This is a genomic window from Hylemonella gracilis, assembly GCF_004328645.1.
In the GTDB taxonomy this organism is placed as follows: Bacteria; Pseudomonadota; Gammaproteobacteria; order Burkholderiales; family Burkholderiaceae_C; genus Hylemonella; species Hylemonella gracilis_B.
In genome coordinates, this window is the sequence record NZ_CP031395.1 from 555,893 (window position 1) to 571,660 (window position 15,768).

Consider the following 15,768-nt stretch of genomic DNA (forward strand, 5'->3'; position numbering starts at 1 on the left):
GCCCCCTGCCCTGTGTCGTGTCAGCCGAGGTGCTCGCCCAGGAAGGCGAGCGTGCGCTCGCGCGCCTGCCGGGCCGCGTCGGCGTCGTGGGCCGCGCGGTGGTCGCAATTGAAGCCATGGTGAGCAGGGTAGAGGAAGACTTGCACCTCGGGATGCGCCTTCTTGAGCGCCTCGACGCCGTCCAGGGGCACGTAGCTGTCCCTGTCGCTGAGGTGCGCCATCACGGGCACGCGCAGCGTCGGCGCCAGCTCCGCTGGTTGTGTCATGCCCCCGCCGTAATAGGGCACGGCGGCACTCAGGCCTTTGAGCTGGCTCGCGGCGCGCCAGGTCAGCAGGCCGCCCCAACAGTAACCAACCATGCCGACCTTGCCCCCGCTCTCCCGGGCGACGTAATCCACCGCCGCCTGCAAGTCCTGCAAGACGCCTGGCGCGGGCAGGGCTTCCACCGCGGCCTTCAGACCCATGCCCTGCTTCATGTCCGCTTCCGTGTAGCCGAGCTCCACGTCGGGCTGAACGCGGTGGAAGGTGGCGGGGGCGATGGCGAGGTAGCCCGCCGCCGCATACCCGTCGGCCACTTCGCGGATATGCCGGTTGACGCCGAAGATTTCCTGCACCACCACGAGCGCGCCCCTCACCTTGCCCGCGGGGCGGGCCAGGTAGGCGGGGATGGATTGGCCATCGGCGGCCTGAAGATCGATGAACTGTCCCATGGGGCGACTCCTTGGATTTCCGGTTGTCAGGTTGTATCTCGACAATGGTATCTTGTCGCCCTCGCATGCGCAGGGGACTACACGTGACACAAGTTCTGTTGGTGACAGGCGGCGGCCGGGGCATCGGCGCCGCCACGGCCTTGCTGGCCGGACAACGTGGCTACGCCGTGGCCGTGAACTACACGGCCGACGCGGCTTCGGCCTCGTCCGTGGTGGAGCGCATCCGAGCCGATGGCGGACGGGCCTTCGCCGTGCAGGCAGACGTCTCGGACGAAGCCCAGGTGCTGGCCATGTACGCCCGAGTCGACCGGGAGCTGGGCCTGCTGACGGCCCTGGTGAACAACGCGGGCGTGGTGGACAGCAGCCAGCGGGTAGACGAGCAAAGCCTTGCGCGCTGGCAGCGCATGTTCGCCATCAATGTGTTTGGCACCCTGCTGTGCTCGCGCGAGGCGGTCAAGCGCATGAGCACAAGGCATGGCGGCCAAGGCGGCGCCATCGTCAACCTCAGCAGCGTGGCCGCGCAGCTCGGCGGCGCCGGCCAGTACGTGGACTACGCGGCGGCCAAGGGCGCGGTGGACACGTTCACCCGAGGCTTGGCGCGCGAGGTGGCGACCGAAGGCATCCGCGTCAACGCGGTGCGCCCCGGCGTCATCGAGACCGACATCCACGCCAGCGGCGGCCAGCCGGACCGTGCCCAGCGCATGGCGGGCATGATTCCCATGCAGCGGCCCGGCACGGCACGGGAGATCGCCCAGGCCATCCTCTGGCTACTTTCAAACGAAGCCGGCTACGCCACCGGCGCCGTGCTCGACGTTTCGGGAGGTCGCTGACACCAGCGCGCAACCCCATGGATTTCAAAGCGCTCATCACCCTGCTGGCCGTGGTCAACCCGCTGTCGGCCCTGCCCTTTTTCATCCACTACACCGAGGGCTACACCAAGGAGCAACGCCGCCGCACCATCATGATCGCGGCGCGCACGGTCTTCATCGTGATCGCGGCCAGCGCCCTGCTGGGCTTGCACGTGCTGGCCTTCTTCGGGATTTCACTGGCCAGCTTCCAGGTCGGCGGCGGCATGCTGCTGCTGACCTCGGCGCTGTCCATGCTCAACGCCCAGCCTGCGGAGGCGCGCTCGAACGCCAGTGAGATTGAGGACTCGGCCGCGCGCGCCAGCATCGCCGTGGTGCCGCTGACGATCCCGCTGCTCACGGGCCCGGCCACCATGTCGACCGTGGTGATCTACGCCGACAAGGCCCACACGGTGCTGCAGCACGCCACGCTGATCTTCTACGGCGCCGTGGTCGCCCTGGCCGTGCTGCTGTGTTTCACGCTGGCCGAGCGCATCGCCCGCCGCCTGGGCAAAACCGGCATCAACGTGATGACCCGCTTGATGGGTCTGGTGCTGGCCGCCATCGCCGTGGAGATCATGTCCGACGGCCTGGTGCAGTTGTTTCCGGCGCTGGCCGGACGCTCATGAGAACGTCCGGTCGCGTACGGTACGCGCTCACCAACCGATCGCCTTGGGCAACCAGAGCGCGATCTGCGGATAGAAGAACACCAAGGCCAGCGTGATCGCCTGCATCGCTATGAACGGCACCACGCCCTTGTAAATGTCTTTGATCGTCACCTCGGGCGGTGCCACGCCTTTCAGGTAGAACAGCGCCCAACCGAAGGGCGGCGTCAGAAAGGACGACTGCAGGTTGACCGTGATCAACATGGCCAGCCAGACCGGGTCCACGCCCTGGGACAGCAGCACCGGCATGAAGAGCGGCACGGCGATGTAGCTGATCTCGATCCATTCGATGAAGAAGCCGAGCACGAAGATCAGCGCCATCATGAACCAGATGTCGCTGTTCACGCCACCGGGCAGCAGCTCGAACAGGTCGGTGATCAGATCCTCGCCGTGCAGGCCGCGGAAAGCCAGCGCGAAGACCTGGGCCGTCATCAGGATGAGCATCATCATCGCCGTGATCTTGCTGGTCTCCAGCGCCACCGCCTTGAGCATCTTCAGCGTGAGGCGCCGCGCCCCGGCCGCGATCAGCACGGCGCCGACTGCACCCATGGACGCCGCCTCCGTCGGCGCGGCAATGCCCCCGACGATGGAACCCAGCACCGCCACCACCAGCATGATGGGCGGCACCACGACCTTCCAGAAGCGTTTCCAAAGCTCGCCCCGGGAGACCGCGTCACGCTCGTCCTGCGGAATAGGAGGCATCAGCGCCGGGTTCATCCAGCCCCGCACCAGCAGGTAGATGATGTACACCGCCGCCAGCAGCATGCCCGGCCCTACGGCCGCCGCGAACAGGGTGCCGACCGAGAGCTGCATGATGTCCGACAGCAGGATGAGGATCAGGCTGGGCGGGATGATCTGCCCCAGCGTGCCCGAGGCACAGATCGCGCCTGCGGCGATGCTTTTGTCGTAGCCGCGCTTGATCAAGGTGGGCAGCGTCAGCAATCCCAACGTGATGACCGTCGCACCCACGATGCCCGTGGTTGCCCCCATCAGCACGCCGAACAGGATGATGCCCACGCCCATGCCGCCGCGCACGCCGCCAGCGATGTGACCCATGACGTCGAGCAGATCGTCGGCCAGGCGCGACTTCTCCAGCATGACACCCATGAAGACAAACAGTGGAATCGACATCCACTGGTAGCCCGCCACCACGCCGTAAAAGCGCGCGGGCAGCAGGGCGAACAGCCCATCGCCAAAACCCAGGTAACCGAAGACGAAACCCGTCACGGCCAGGGTCGTGGCCACCGGCACGCCGATCATCAGCAGGGCAAAAAAGCTGACCAGCATCAGAATCGCGTAGGTCTGCGGTTCAAACATGGCCGCCCTTTCCCGTTTCGTTCACCGTCGCCTTGCCATGCTCAAGGTAAAGCCTCAGCAACGCGCCCACAGATTGCAGCGCCACCAGCACATACCCCAGCGGAATGAGCGACTTGATCGCCCAGCGCCAAGGGATGCCGCCGGGATCAGGCGAGGTCTCGTTGATGCTCCAGGACTGGGCCACATAGTTGAGCGACAGCTTGACGAAGAGCAGGGACACCACCAGCATCAGCAGCACCGACACCACGTCGACCACGAATTTCGCGCGCGGTGAATAACCGGCGTAGAACAGGTCGACGCGCACGTTGTCGCCACGCTGCAGGGCGTAGCTCATGCCCAGGAGAATGAGGGCGGCCAGCAGGTGCCACTCCAGCTCCTGCGCCCAGACCGAGCCGAAGCTGAAGAGGTAGCGCAGCAACACATTGGTCGCGACCAATCCGATCATGAGCAGCGTCACCCACAGGGTGAGACGGCCGACGCCGTCGATCAGCGACTCGATTCCACCCACCAGGCCCACCGGGCCTTTCCTTCCGTTCATGGCGGCTTTCCCCTTGGTCACGCACGCGTCTCCCGGATCAGCCACGCACCTTGGTGTGGTACTGCTCTTCGCTCACCTCCACCCAGCGGTCGTACTTGGCCTTGAAGGCGAAGTAGGAGTCGTGCACCTTCTTGACCAGCGGGTCCTTGGCCACGGCCTCGGCCAGCACCTTTTCGGTTTCGGCGCGCAGGGCCTTGATCACGGCGTCGGGCAAGGGCTTGGCGATGACCTTCTGGTTCTTGATCAGGTCGTCCATGGCCTCGGCGTTGGCTTTCTGGCACCAGCCTTCGCTGATGACGTTGCAGGCCGCCGATGCGTTCTGCACGATGGCCTGCAGGTCCTTGGGCAGCTTGTCCCACGCAGCCTTGTTGATCAACAGCTCGGACACGGTCGCCGGCTCATGCCAGCCGGTGGTGTAGTAGTACTTGGCTGCCTTTTGCAGGCCCAGGCGACGGTCCTGGTAGGGACCAACGAACTCGGCCGCGTCGATCACGCCGCGCTCCAGCGCGGGAAAGATCTCGCCACCCGGCAGCACCTTCACGTCCACGCCCAGATTGGCGTACACCTTGCCGGCCAGGCCGGGGATACGCATCTTCAGGCCCTTGAAGTCGGCGACGCTGTTGATTTCTTTCTTGAACCAGCCCGTCATCTGCACGCCGGTGTTGCCGCAGGGCATGGCAACCATGCCAAAGGGTGCGTAGACCTCGTTCCACAGGTCGATGCCGCCGCCGTCGTAGAGCCAGCCGTTGATGCCCTGGAAGTTCAAGCCGAAAGGCACGGCGGTGAAGTACTGGGCCGCGAAGGTCTTACCGGTCCAGAAGTAACTGTTGGCATGGTTCATCTCCACCGTGCCCGCACGCACAGCATCGAATCCCTCGAAGGCCGGAATGAGCTCACCCGCGCCGAACACCTGGATGTTCAGGCGTCCACCGGACATGTCGCGGATGCGCTTGGCCAAATCGGTTGCGCTGCCCGGACCGTCCATGTAAAAAGGCGAGCCCTTGCCGTAGGCACTGGTCATTTTCCAGTTGAAGGTCTGCTGTGCCCTGGCGATCATGGGAACAGCCAGCGCGCCAGCAGCGGCGGCGCCCGTCACGCTCTTGGAGACAAAGGAACGACGGTCCAGTTTCATGAGGAGAACTCCTGGGAAGGGATGAAGAGGGTTGGGAGGAAATGAGCGGAAAAATGCGTGCTTGTATGCAAGGGACGTGCCTGATTCAGCATGCGCAATGCGCTGCCCAGGGTTCCGAGCCCAGGAAACCTGTCACAAATCGTTAGCCCACCCGTCTAGAACCCCATGGACGACAAAACCCACGACTTCAACCGCCTGCGCCCCCGCCTGCAGGCCATCGCCTACCGCATGCTCGGCACCGTGGCCGACGCCGAGGAACTGGTGCAGGACGTCTGGCTGCGCTGGCACGAGGCCGACACCGAGGAACTGGACAGCGCCGAAGCCTGGCTGGTCACCGTCGTCACACGCCTGGCCATCGACCGCCTGCGCACGGCCAAGGTACAACGCGAGCACTACACCGGCTTCTGGTTGCCCGAGCCCCAGCTGACGGCCGACGACGGACCGGCCAGCCCCGAGGAACTGCTGGAGCGCGCCGACGATATTTCCATGGCCTTCCTCGCACTGCTGGAGCGCCTGGCGCCGGAGGCGCGCGCGGCCTTTCTGCTGCGCGAAGTCTTCGACGCCGACTACGCCGACGTGGCGCAGACCCTGGGCAAGAGCGAGGCCGCCTGTCGGCAAATCGTGTCGCGCGCCAAGGCACAGCTCAAGGACGGGCGCGTGCGACAGGCCGTTTCACCCGACACTCATTACAAGCTGCTCAGCGGCTTCGCCGAAGCCGCGCGACGCGGCGACTTCACGGCCCTGCAGGCCTTGCTGGCCGAGGACGCCGAGCTGATCAGCGACGGCGGCGGCAAGGTCCCGAGCTTCGGCAAGGTGCTGCTGGGGGCCGCACGCATCGCCCAGCTCTATCTGGCCCTCTGGCTGCGCGCCAGCAAGGGCGAGTTGTCGTTGCGCATGGAGCTGGTGCAACTCAATGGCCAATGGGGGCTGCTGCGCTTCATCGACGGACAGCTCGAATCGGCGCAGAGCTTTGAGAGCGACGGAGAACGCATCACGCGCGTCCACACGCAACGCAACCCGGACAAGCTGCGCCGCATCGCACAGGCCTGGGCTGTCACAAAAGCGGGGAGCAACGCGTCTTGAGGGGTGGATGCATCAACTTCCATCAACCTCAACACGGAGTCCCTCACCATGACACAACGCCTCGACTACGCCCGCGTTTCGCCCGAACTGTTCAAAAAGTACCTGGACTTCAGCCTCACGCTGAAAAAGTGCAGCCTGGAACCCGGCCTGCAACACCTCATCACCTTGCGTGCCTCGCAACTCAACGGCTGCGCCTTCTGCGTGGACATGCACGTCAAGGAGGCGCGCCTCCACGGCGAGCGCGAACTGCGCCTGCACCATGTGGCCATCTGGCATGAATCGCCCTTGTTCTCCGCCCGCGAGCGCGCCGCCCTGGCCTGGACCGAGCTGCTCACCCGCCTGCCCGCGCACGGCGTGAGCGAGGCCGACTACCAGGCCGCGCGCGCCGAGTTCAACGAGCAGGAAATGGCCGACCTCAGCTTCGCCATCGTGGGCATCAACGGCTGGAACCGCCTGGCGATCGGCTTCGCCGCCGTGCCAGGCTCGCAGGACAAGGCCTACGGCCTGGACAAGTCCGGCTTGGTCTGAACACCTCGCCGGCCCGCGGCTCTTCAGCGCCGGAACTTGATCCACGTCAAGGTGGGCCGCAACCCGAGGTCTAGCATGGGGTTTCCATGACCAACGATGGAGGAGACACCATGGCCTTGAATGCCAACGCCGGTCCCGCGCCGACCCGGGAGTCCGTTCATATTGCCGGCCTCCTGGCTGCGCTGATCGGTCTCGTCGCCGTGCTGCTGCTGCCGCGACCCGAGGGCTTGCCGGTGGCGGGCCAGATCATGCTGGGCCTGCTGCTGTTCTCGGTCATCCTCTGGGTGACCGAGGCCGTGGACTACGCCATCAGCGCCGTGCTCATCACGGCCCTGATGGCCTTTCTGCTTGGGCTGGCGCCCAACGCGGCCAAGCCCGCAGCCACGCTGGGCACCAGCGCCGCGCTGACGCTGGCGCTGAGCGGCTTCGCCAACACGGCCCTGGCACTGGTGGGCGCGGCCTGCTTCATTTCCGTGGCCATGACGCTCACGGGCCTGGACAAGCGCATCGCGCTCTTCATCCTCTCCCTGGTCGGCGCGCGCACCAAGCGCGTGGTGGTCGGCGCCATCCTGGTCGGCATCGTGCTGTCCTTCCTCGTGCCCTCGACCACGGCCCGCGTGGCCTGTCTGGTGCCCATCGTCATGGGCATCATCCTGGCCTTCGGCGTGGACAAACGCTCCCGCTTCGCGGGCCTTCTGATGATCGCCACGGCGCAAGCGGCCTCGATCTGGAACGTGGGCGTGAAGACCGCGGCCGCGCAGAACATGGTGGCCATCGGCTTCATCGAGAAGGCCTTCGGCCAGACCATCACCTGGCTGGACTGGCTGATCGCCGCCGCGCCCTGGTCCATCCTCATGTCCATCGCGCTGTACTTCGTGATGACCCGCATGATGCCGCCGGAGACCGAGGAAATCGCGGGCGGCAAGGAAACCATCCGCCAGGCCCTGCGCGCGCTCGGCCCCATGACGGGCGCCGAATGGCGCTTGCTGCTGATCATGCTGACCCTGCTGGGTCTGTGGTCCACCGAAAAGGTGCTGCACCCCTTCGACACCTCCAGCACCACCATCGCAGCCATCGCGCTGATGTTCACACCCGGCATCGGCGTGATGGGCTGGAAGCAGGCGCAGCCGAAAATCCCCTGGGGCACCATCGTGCTCTTCGGCACCGGCATCAGCCTGGGCACGGCCCTGCTGCAAACCCAGGCCGCTGCCTGGCTGGCCCACCTCATCGTGGCCAACCTGGGCCTGGCCGGCGCCTCGGCCTTCATGATCCTGGCCCTGCTTTCGCTCTTCCTGATCGTCGTGCACCTGGGTTTCGCCAGCGCCACGGCCCTGGCCTCGGCCATGGTCCCCATCATGATCAGCGTGCTGCAACAGATCGCCAGCGGCCAGAACGCAGCTTCCGGGGTGGCCCCATTGAACCTGATCGGCATGACCCTGCTGCTGCAGTTCGTGGTGAGCTTCGGTTTCATCCTGCCGGTCAACGCACCGCAGAACATGGTGGCCTACGGCACCGACACCTTCAGCGTGAAAGACTTCGTGCGCACGGGCCTGGTGCTGACGGTGATCGGCTATGCGCTGGTGCTGCTGCTGGGCGCGACATATTGGTCCTGGCTGGGTTATCTGACGCACTGAGACTGCGGGACGCCGACCGATCAAATGCTAGGCGACGGGCAGCGCAAACCCTGTCCCGAGCGCCTGCCGAAGATGGTCCACCAGGCACTGCACGGCGCGCGGGGCTGCGGTGACCAGGGGCGGATGGCGTAGATGCGCTCGCCGAAGAAGTCGCGCGGCAACCACGCCGGCAGCACGCGCTGCAGCTGCCCCGTGGCCAGGGCCTCGGCCGCGCTGAAGTCCGGCAGCAGGGCAATGCCCAAACCGCCCAGTGCCGCCTCGCGCAGCACCTCGCTGTTGTTGGCCTTGAGCGGTCCGCCCACGGCGACGGCCACGCGTTCGACGTTGGAATCGGCGACGCGCCGGCCCGTGCTTTTCTCGAAAGCCCAGCTCTGGCCCGCCGCGCCGCGCAGGTACAGCAGGCACTGGTGCCGCGCCAGCTCGACGGGATGCCTGGGTTCGCCCGCGCGCGCCAGGTAGTCGGGGCTGGCCACCAGCACCGAACGCGTGTCGCACAGCACCGTGGCCACCTGTGTGTCCGGCGCGGCCTGGGCGTGGCGGATGGCGAGGTCGAAGCCTTCCTGCGCCAGATTGACGAAGCGGTCGCTCAGGTCCAGCTCGATGCGGATCTCGGGCCAGGCCCGGCCAAAGGCCGGCAGGGCGGGCGCGATGTGCTGCCGCCCCAGGGCCACGGGCGCGCTCACGCGCACCAGCCCGCGCGGCGCGCCTGCCAAGTCCTTGGCGCTGGCCACGCCCTGTTCGATGCGCGCGAAGGCCGCGCCGATGTCGTCCACCAGCTGCTGCCCAGCCGCCGTCAAGCCGACGGCGCGCGTGGTACGCCGCACCAGGGGCAGGCCAAGGCTGCGTTCCAGCTCGGCGATGCGCATGCTGGCCGAGGCCTTGGACACGCCCAGACGCCGCGCCGCCTGGGTGTAACTGCGGGTCTGGGCCAACACGGTCAGCAGGTGCAGGTCGGCGTAGGCCAGGGTGGAATGGTCACTGCTCATGGCGCCATTGTTCATTAATTTGAACAATGTGGTCAGTTTCCCAGTCTTCCCAAGCACCCCTGCGCGGCCTAGACTGCGCCGCATTCATCACCCACTCTCGGTTCGCCACGGAGGCCCCGCCATGAACGCTCGCACCCTCGCCCTCATCGGGCACCACATCGCCGGCCAGATCCGCCCCGGCGCCTCCGGCCGCCAGCAAAACGTCACCAACCCGGCCACGGGCGCGGTCACCGGCCAGGTGGCCCTGGCGTCCAGCGCCGAGGTCGATGCCGCCGTGGCCGCCGCGCAGGCTGCCTTTCCGGCCTGGGCCGATACCTCGCCGCTGCGCCGCGCACGCATCCTCTTCAAGTTCCTCGAACTGCTGAACCAGCACCGCGACGAACTCGCGCGCCTGATCACCGCCGAGCACGGCAAGGTGTTCACCGACGCGCAGGGCGAGGTGACGCGCGGCATCGAGATCGTGGAGTTCGCCACCGGCATCCCGCAGTTGCTCAAGGGCGACTACACCGAGCAGGTCTCGACCGGCATGGACAACTGGACGATGCGCCAGCCCCTGGGCGTGGTGGCGGGCATCACGCCTTTCAATTTCCCGGTCATGGTGCCGATGTGGATGTTCCCCGTGGCCATCGCCTGCGGCAATACCTTCGTGCTCAAGCCAAGCCCGCTGGACCCCAGCCCCAGCCTGCGCATGGCCGAGCTGCTGAAGCAGGCCGGCTTGCCCGACGGCGTGTTCAACGTGGTGCAGGGCGACAAGGGCGCGGTGGACGCACTGCTGGCCCACCCCGACGTGAAGGCCGTGAGCTTCGTCGGTTCCACGCCGGTGGCCAACAGCATCTATGAAACCGGCGCGCGCCATGGCAAGCGGGTGCAGGCCCTGGGCGGCGCGAAGAACCACATGGTCGTCATGCCCGATGCGGATCTGGATCAGGCCGTGGACGGCCTGATCGGCGCGGCCTACGGCTCGGCCGGTGAACGCTGCATGGCGATCTCGGTCGCCGTGCTGGTCGGCGACGTGGCCGACAAGGTCATCCCCAAGCTGGTCGAACGCACGAAGGCACTGAAGGTGCTGGATGGCATGAACCTCGCCGCCGAAATGGGCCCCATCGTCACCGAGGCCGCGCGGCAACGCATCACCGGCTACATCGAGCACGGTGCGAAGGAAGGCGCGAAGCTGCTGGTGGACGGGCGCGGTTTCGCGGGTGCGAAGGCGGGCGCGGGCTGCGAGCAAGGCTTCTGGCTCGGCGGCACGCTGTTCGACCACGTCACGCCCGAGATGAAGATCTACAAGGAAGAAATCTTCGGCCCCGTGCTCTCCTGCGTGCGCGTGCCCGATTTCGCCAGCGCGGTGCAACTCATCAATGACCACGAGTTCGGCAACGGCGTCTCCTGCTACACGCGTGACGGCAACGCCGCGCGCGAGTTCGCGCGCCGTATCCAGGTCGGCATGGTGGGCATCAACGTGCCCATTCCCGTGCCCATGGCCTGGCACGGCTTTGGCGGCTGGAAGAAGAGCCTGTTCGGTGACATGCACGCCTACGGCGAGGAAGGCGTGCGCTTCTACACCAAGCAAAAGAGCGTGATGCAGCGCTGGCCCGAGAGCATCGGCAAGGGCGCCGAGTTCGCCATGCCGACGAGCAAGTGAGCAGCAAGCGCGACTGCCATCGGAAGGAACCACGCAGGGCACGCTGTGGCCTGGACGTGGAACTCGGTGTCCATCCGGTGGCGGGCCCCAGCGCGCAAGGTCAGGTGGTTCACCGCCTCAGCCGAATTCCTCACCAAACAGCAAGCGCCAGGCGTTGCGCCAGGCGACCTGATGCCGCGCCTCCTCAGGAAGTTGATCCAGGAAACGCCGGTGTTTTGCATCGTATTCGTTCATGCGATGCATGCGGTCCTGACCCAGATCGAGCGCGGAAAGGAATCGCCGAGGATGCGCGACGATCAAATCGCGCCATTCTTTCTTGAGCGTGTCGCCATTCCAGATACGCGAATGCTTTTGCCCACTCGGCGGATAGATCGAGGAGCCGTCGCCGAACGCCGTGTCGAAGCACAGCTGGGGGAAGCGCTGGATCAACCCTTCCACATAGCTGGGTGAATAACGCGAGGCGCGCTCAAGGTAGCGAACCTGCGCGAGATGGCACCACACCACCCTTGCGCGGGGATACTGTTCCAGCATCTTTTCGAGCACAGGGAGCAAGGCATCCTCGATCTCGTAGTGAATCTGGAAGGGCAGCCCGGTCGCCTCGCTCAGACGGAACAGGCGGTGGCCCGCCGGTCCGTCCAAGGGAATGTCGACGTCACGCTCTTCGGTGTCACGCTTGGCTTGCCGGGGTGAGGGGTAGTGGCGAAATTCGTATTCGCCCAGCAGCAGGATTTGCCCCTCGCGTGCCGCTTGCTCCTGCGCATCCAGGAACTCACCGGGCGCATCGGTCAGCGCGGGTGGCTGACCGCCATTGCCGATGGGAATGAAGCGGTCCGGAAAACTCGCCAGCAGTCGCTTTGAGAGGTCATCGTAGCGAACGCCTTCTGCAAACCGGTTCTTGCCGATGTCCGCGGACAGCGCCATCAAGCCGATGTTCAACGCATCCATCGACCTGGCGACCGCCTGCACATCGATCTTCGTGGAATTGCAAGAGCTTTCGATGTCGATGTAAGGCAATGCCCCGCTTGCGAGCATCTTCTTGAGGCGCAGCGCATAGCCCGCTTTCAAGGACTGCCAATCCGGTTGCGCGGTCTGCCCCATCGCGAGCTGAGGCAAACCCACCGCCATTGGGAGCGCACCGAAGTTCTTGATGAAGCGACGCCGGTTCATGGAAACGCGGAGCGTTTGGCGAACAAGACTGCTGACTTCTTCTGGCTCATGACCGTCAAGTGCAATGCGTATGATCCAGTTCATTCTAGTCATGCACGGCCCGAGCAAACCCCGCCCATGAGCGAACTCCATTGTGTTGCTGACCCGCAAATGATCGCGACGACCGAAGCCGAGCGCCTCGCATGGATAGACCGCTTGGAACGCGAAGCTTTCGGGCAGCGGATACCCGACGCCGCGGACTATGCGGCGATCCTGGGTCTCTACCGCGTTGTGGCCCTGCTCTGGCTGGTGGGCCTCCTGCTCTGCGCGCCCTTGATCTCCGTGCTGTGGGGCAACTGGCTGCCGTTCTTCCTCCTGCCGGGTTTTTTCTACCTCGCCGCGCCGCTGCTGGCCTGGGCCTTTGCGGGACAGTCGCCCACTTGGCGCTGGTACCTGCTCGGATCCGTGCGGCTGGTCAGGCTCAGCGGCGTCCCTCCATGGGCAAGCTGGCAGTTGCTGCAACAATGGGCCCACCTGAGCAGCTCGCCCGGGTCGCGGGCTCTCGCCAAACGGCGCTGGGTCGACTACCAGATGGCGCTGACCGCGCTGGGCCGGCCCTCGCCGCCGACCATCCTGGCGCGCGGCTTGGGTGATCTTTTCCGCTGGCTGCCTTTCTGAGCATTGATTCAAACGACAACATCCATGAGCGAGACAACGTTCGACTACATCATCGTCGGCGCGGGCACCGCGGGCAGCCTGCTCGCCAATCGCCTGAGCGCTGACAAGACCAAGCGCGTGCTGCTGATCGAGGCCGGCCGCAAGGACGACTACCACTGGATCCACATCCCCGTCGGCTACCTGCATTGCATTGGCAACCCACGCACCGACTGGCTCTACGCCACCGAACCGGACGCCGGGCTCAACGGCCGGACGTTGCGCTACCCGCGCGGCAAGGTGCTGGGCGGCAGCTCCAGCATCAACGGCATGATCTACATGCGTGGCCAGTCGCAGGACTACGACCAGTGGGCACAGCTCACGGGCGACATGCGCTGGGGCTGGGACCAGGTGCTGCCCTTCTTCAAACGGCATGAAGACCATCACCGAGGCGACACGGTCACGGTGGGCAAGAAAACGAAAGACGCGCCTCGCACGCAAGACCCTGCCTTCTCCACCTTCCACGGCAGTGGCGGCGAATGGCGCGTGGACAAACAGCGCCTGCGCTGGGAGGTGCTGGACGCCTTCGCACGGGCCGCCCATCAGGCCGGCATTCCGGCCACCGACGACTTCAACCGAGGCAACAACGAAGGCGTGGGCTATTTCGAGGTCAACCAGAAGAACGGCCTGCGCTGGAACACGGCCAAGGCCTTCCTGCGGCCGACCTGCTACGCGCGCCCCAACTTCGAACTGTGGACCGCAGCCCAGGTTTCGCGCTTGCTGTTCGAGGACGGCACCGACGGCAGGCCGTGCTGCGTGGGCGCGCAGGTCTGGACCGGGCACGAACAAGTGACCGCGCGGCTACCGTCGGAGGGCACGGGTGAAGTCATCCTCTGCGCGGGCAGCATCGGCACACCGCAGATCCTGCAGCTCTCGGGTCTGGGCCCCGGCGCACTGCTGCAAGAGCACGGCGTGCCCGTGCTGCGGGACATTCCGGGCGTGGGTGCCAACCTGCAGGACCACCTGCAGATCCGCGCGGTCTACAAGGTGCGTGGCGCGAAGGACCGGCGCGGCCTCACGCTCAACACCCTGGCCGACAGCGCCTGGGGCAAGTTCAAGATCGGGCTGGAATACGCCGTGCGCCGCAGCGGGCCGATGAGCATGGCCCCGAGCCAGCTCGGTGCGTTCACGCGCAGCCGCCCCGACCTGCCGCGCCCCAACCTCGAATACCACGTGCAGCCGCTGTCGCTGGACGCCTTTGGCGAACCGCTGCACGGCTTCAACGCCTTCACGGCCAGCGTCTGCAATCTGCAACCGACCAGCCGGGGCACGGTGCGCATCCGCAGCCCGCGTTTCGAAGACGCACCGGCCATCGCACCGAATTACCTGTCCACGCCGGAGGACCGACAGGTCGCCGCCGAATCGTTGCGGGTGACACGGCGCATCGTGGCCCAGCCGGCGCTCGCGCCTTACCAGCCCCTGGAGTGGAAGCCCGGTCTGCCACCCAGCGGTCCGGACCAGAGCGATCAGGATCTGGCGCGCCTCGCGGGCGACATCGCCACCACCATCTTTCACCCCGTGGGCACCACCAAAATGGGGCGGGTGGATGGACCGGGCGCGGATCCGCTGGCCGTGGTGGACGCAGAACTGCGCGTCCGGGGTGTCTCGGGCCTGCGCATCGCGGACGCGGGCGTGATGCCTGTCATCACCAGCGGCAACACCAACGCCCCCACGCTGATGATCGCCGAGCGCCTGGCCGCGCTGCTGCGCCAGTCACAGCCCTAGGGCAAACGCGCGCGGGAAAATCCCGATGCCCTCAGATGGTGCCTGGGCCTACATTCACGGCACTCAAGGTGCGGCGCAAGAGCTGCCGCAGGCGCGAGGAACCGAGGACGACACTGGCTTGTTATACAGAAAAACAAAATAAAGCTACCATCCATAGCAGATGGCTCTGCTAAAGCACCGCGCGCGAGCCCGGTGCTTTTTTTATGGGCCGTCGATCCCTGTTTCCCCCAACTTCACCCTGACTGCTCCGTTCAGCCCGCCGGTCCAGGCCGCGAGGGCGGCGCTTGTTACATCTCCCCATGGAATTGCTTTTTGTCTCGCTGGCCTCGCTGTTGGCCGGCTTCGTGGACGCCATCGTCGGCGGCGGTGGCCTGATCCTGGTGCCAGCCCTGTTTGCCACTTACCCCGGCGCCAGCGCCGCCACCCTGCTGGGCACCAACAAGTCCGCCTCGGTCTGGGGCACCGCGTTCTCCGCGACGCAGTACGCGCGACGGGTGGAGCTGCGCTGGCCGGCCTTGCTGCCAGCCATGGTGCTCACGCTGCTCGGCTCCTTCCTGGGGGCTTGGCTGGTCACGCTGATCTCGACCGGTTTCCTGCGCAAGCTGCTGCCCCTGGTGCTGCTGGCCGTGCTGCTCTACACCCTGGCCCGCAAGGACCTGGGCCGGGCGCACGCGCCGCGTTACGCGGGCCGCGCCGAGGCGCTGGTGGCGGGCAGCATCGGTCTGCTGATCGGTTTCTACGATGGTCTCTTCGGGCCCGGCACCGGCAGCTTCTTCATCTTTCTGATGGTGCGCCTGCTCGGGTATGACTTCCTGCACGCTTCGGCCCACGCCAAGCTGCTCAACGTCTGCAGCAATATCGCGGCCATCGTGTTGTTCGGCCTGCAAGGCCATGTCTGGTGGCATGTCGCGCTGCTGCTGGCCCTGGCCAACGTGGCGGGCAGCCTGCTCGGCACGCGACTGGCGCTCAAGCATGGCGCGGGTTTCGTGCGCGGCGTGTTCATCGTGGTCGTGCTGGCGCTGATCCTCAAGACCGGCCGCGACGCCTTCTGGCCCTGAAGGGCGAAGGGCGAAGGGCGAAGGGCCCGGCTGGGCTGGCCCAGT

Annotated in this window: 14 protein-coding genes and 1 pseudogene; 9 read left to right on the forward strand and 6 right to left on the reverse strand. The window is 66.1% G+C overall.

The genetic code is table 11. The features are described from left to right. Nucleotides 1-20: 20 nt before the first annotated feature. Nucleotides 21-710, reverse strand: a complete 690-nt coding sequence (locus tag DW355_RS02770; protein WP_131277845.1) for a dienelactone hydrolase family protein — start codon at nt 708-710, stop codon at nt 21-23. Nucleotides 711-793: 83 nt separating this feature from the next. On the opposite strand from DW355_RS02770, the gene DW355_RS02775 reads away from it, so the two are divergent. Together DW355_RS02775 and DW355_RS02780 are read left to right on the forward strand one after the other, a co-directional pair. Next, a complete protein-coding gene (locus DW355_RS02775; RefSeq protein ID WP_131277846.1) occupies nt 794-1,540 on the forward strand; it encodes an SDR family oxidoreductase in 747 nt (248 codons plus the stop codon). A 17-nt stretch (nt 1,541-1,557) separates the two neighbouring features. After that, the gene (locus DW355_RS02780) at nt 1,558-2,184 is read left to right on the forward strand and encodes a MarC family protein (RefSeq protein WP_131277847.1); all 627 of its coding nucleotides are present in this window, start codon (nt 1,558-1,560) and stop codon (nt 2,182-2,184) included. A gap of 27 nt (nt 2,185-2,211) precedes the next feature. Here the strand turns inward: DW355_RS02780 and DW355_RS02785 are convergent, their stop codons facing one another. From DW355_RS02785 to DW355_RS02795, 3 genes are read right to left on the reverse strand one after another with little or no spacing between them, the layout of a single operon-like run. Beyond that, nucleotides 2,212-3,537, reverse strand: coding sequence for a TRAP transporter large permease (locus tag DW355_RS02785; RefSeq protein WP_131277848.1), 1,326 nt, complete (start codon nt 3,535-3,537; stop codon nt 2,212-2,214). Next, nucleotides 3,530-4,075, reverse strand: a complete 546-nt coding sequence (locus tag DW355_RS02790) for a TRAP transporter small permease subunit (protein ID WP_131277849.1) — start codon at nt 4,073-4,075, stop codon at nt 3,530-3,532. The genes DW355_RS02785 and DW355_RS02790 overlap by 8 nt, the downstream gene beginning before the upstream one ends. Before the next feature lie 37 nt (nt 4,076-4,112). Next, entirely contained in the window at nt 4,113-5,207 is a 1,095-nt protein-coding gene (locus DW355_RS02795) for a TRAP transporter substrate-binding protein (protein ID WP_131277850.1), read from the reverse strand. Nucleotides 5,208-5,372: 165 nt separating this feature from the next. Between DW355_RS02795 and DW355_RS02800 the strand changes: the two genes are divergently transcribed. The 3 genes from DW355_RS02800 (at nt 5,373) to DW355_RS02810 (ending at nt 8,452) form a co-directional block, all read left to right on the forward strand. Continuing rightward, entirely contained in the window at nt 5,373-6,290 is a 918-nt protein-coding gene (locus tag DW355_RS02800; protein WP_131277851.1) for an RNA polymerase sigma-70 factor, read from the forward strand. Between the two features lie 48 nt (nt 6,291-6,338). After that, nucleotides 6,339-6,818 carry a carboxymuconolactone decarboxylase family protein gene (locus tag DW355_RS02805; RefSeq protein ID WP_131277852.1) on the forward strand — a complete coding sequence of 160 codons (480 nt, stop codon included), beginning with the start codon at nt 6,339-6,341 and terminating at the stop codon, nt 6,816-6,818. Nucleotides 6,819-6,928: 110 nt separating this feature from the next. Beyond that, nucleotides 6,929-8,452: a DASS family sodium-coupled anion symporter gene (locus DW355_RS02810; RefSeq protein ID WP_131277853.1), complete on the forward strand. Its 1,524-nt coding sequence runs from the start codon at nt 6,929-6,931 to the stop codon at nt 8,450-8,452. A 27-nt stretch (nt 8,453-8,479) separates the two neighbouring features. On the opposite strand, the pseudogene DW355_RS02815 reads toward DW355_RS02810, so the two are convergent. Then, nucleotides 8,480-9,438: pseudogene (locus tag DW355_RS02815) on the reverse strand (LysR family transcriptional regulator). A 121-nt stretch (nt 9,439-9,559) separates the two neighbouring features. Between DW355_RS02815 and DW355_RS02820 the strand changes: the two are divergent. Next, the gene (locus DW355_RS02820) at nt 9,560-11,080 is read left to right on the forward strand and encodes a CoA-acylating methylmalonate-semialdehyde dehydrogenase (protein WP_131277854.1); all 1,521 of its coding nucleotides are present in this window, start codon (nt 9,560-9,562) and stop codon (nt 11,078-11,080) included. Between the two features lie 117 nt (nt 11,081-11,197). Here DW355_RS02820 and DW355_RS02825 read toward each other — a convergent pair whose 3' ends face one another. Then, nucleotides 11,198-12,331 carry an amidohydrolase family protein gene (locus DW355_RS02825; RefSeq protein WP_242671280.1) on the reverse strand — a complete coding sequence of 378 codons (1,134 nt, stop codon included), beginning with the start codon at nt 12,329-12,331 and terminating at the stop codon, nt 11,198-11,200. 33 nt (nt 12,332-12,364) lie between these two features. On the opposite strand from DW355_RS02825, the gene DW355_RS02830 reads away from it, so the two are divergent. The 3 genes from DW355_RS02830 to DW355_RS02840 all read left to right on the forward strand — a co-directional run bounded on the left by DW355_RS02830 (nt 12,365) and on the right by DW355_RS02840 (nt 15,723). After that, nucleotides 12,365-12,904 (forward strand): hypothetical protein, encoded by a 540-nt coding sequence (locus DW355_RS02830; protein ID WP_131277855.1) that lies wholly within the window; start codon nt 12,365-12,367, stop codon nt 12,902-12,904. A gap of 24 nt (nt 12,905-12,928) precedes the next feature. Beyond that, the gene (locus DW355_RS02835) at nt 12,929-14,665 is read left to right on the forward strand and encodes a GMC family oxidoreductase (RefSeq protein WP_131277856.1); all 1,737 of its coding nucleotides are present in this window, start codon (nt 12,929-12,931) and stop codon (nt 14,663-14,665) included. A 299-nt stretch (nt 14,666-14,964) separates the two neighbouring features. Beyond that, a complete protein-coding gene (locus DW355_RS02840) occupies nt 14,965-15,723 on the forward strand; it encodes a sulfite exporter TauE/SafE family protein (RefSeq protein WP_131277857.1) in 759 nt (252 codons plus the stop codon). Nucleotides 15,724-15,768: the final 45 nt, after the last annotated feature.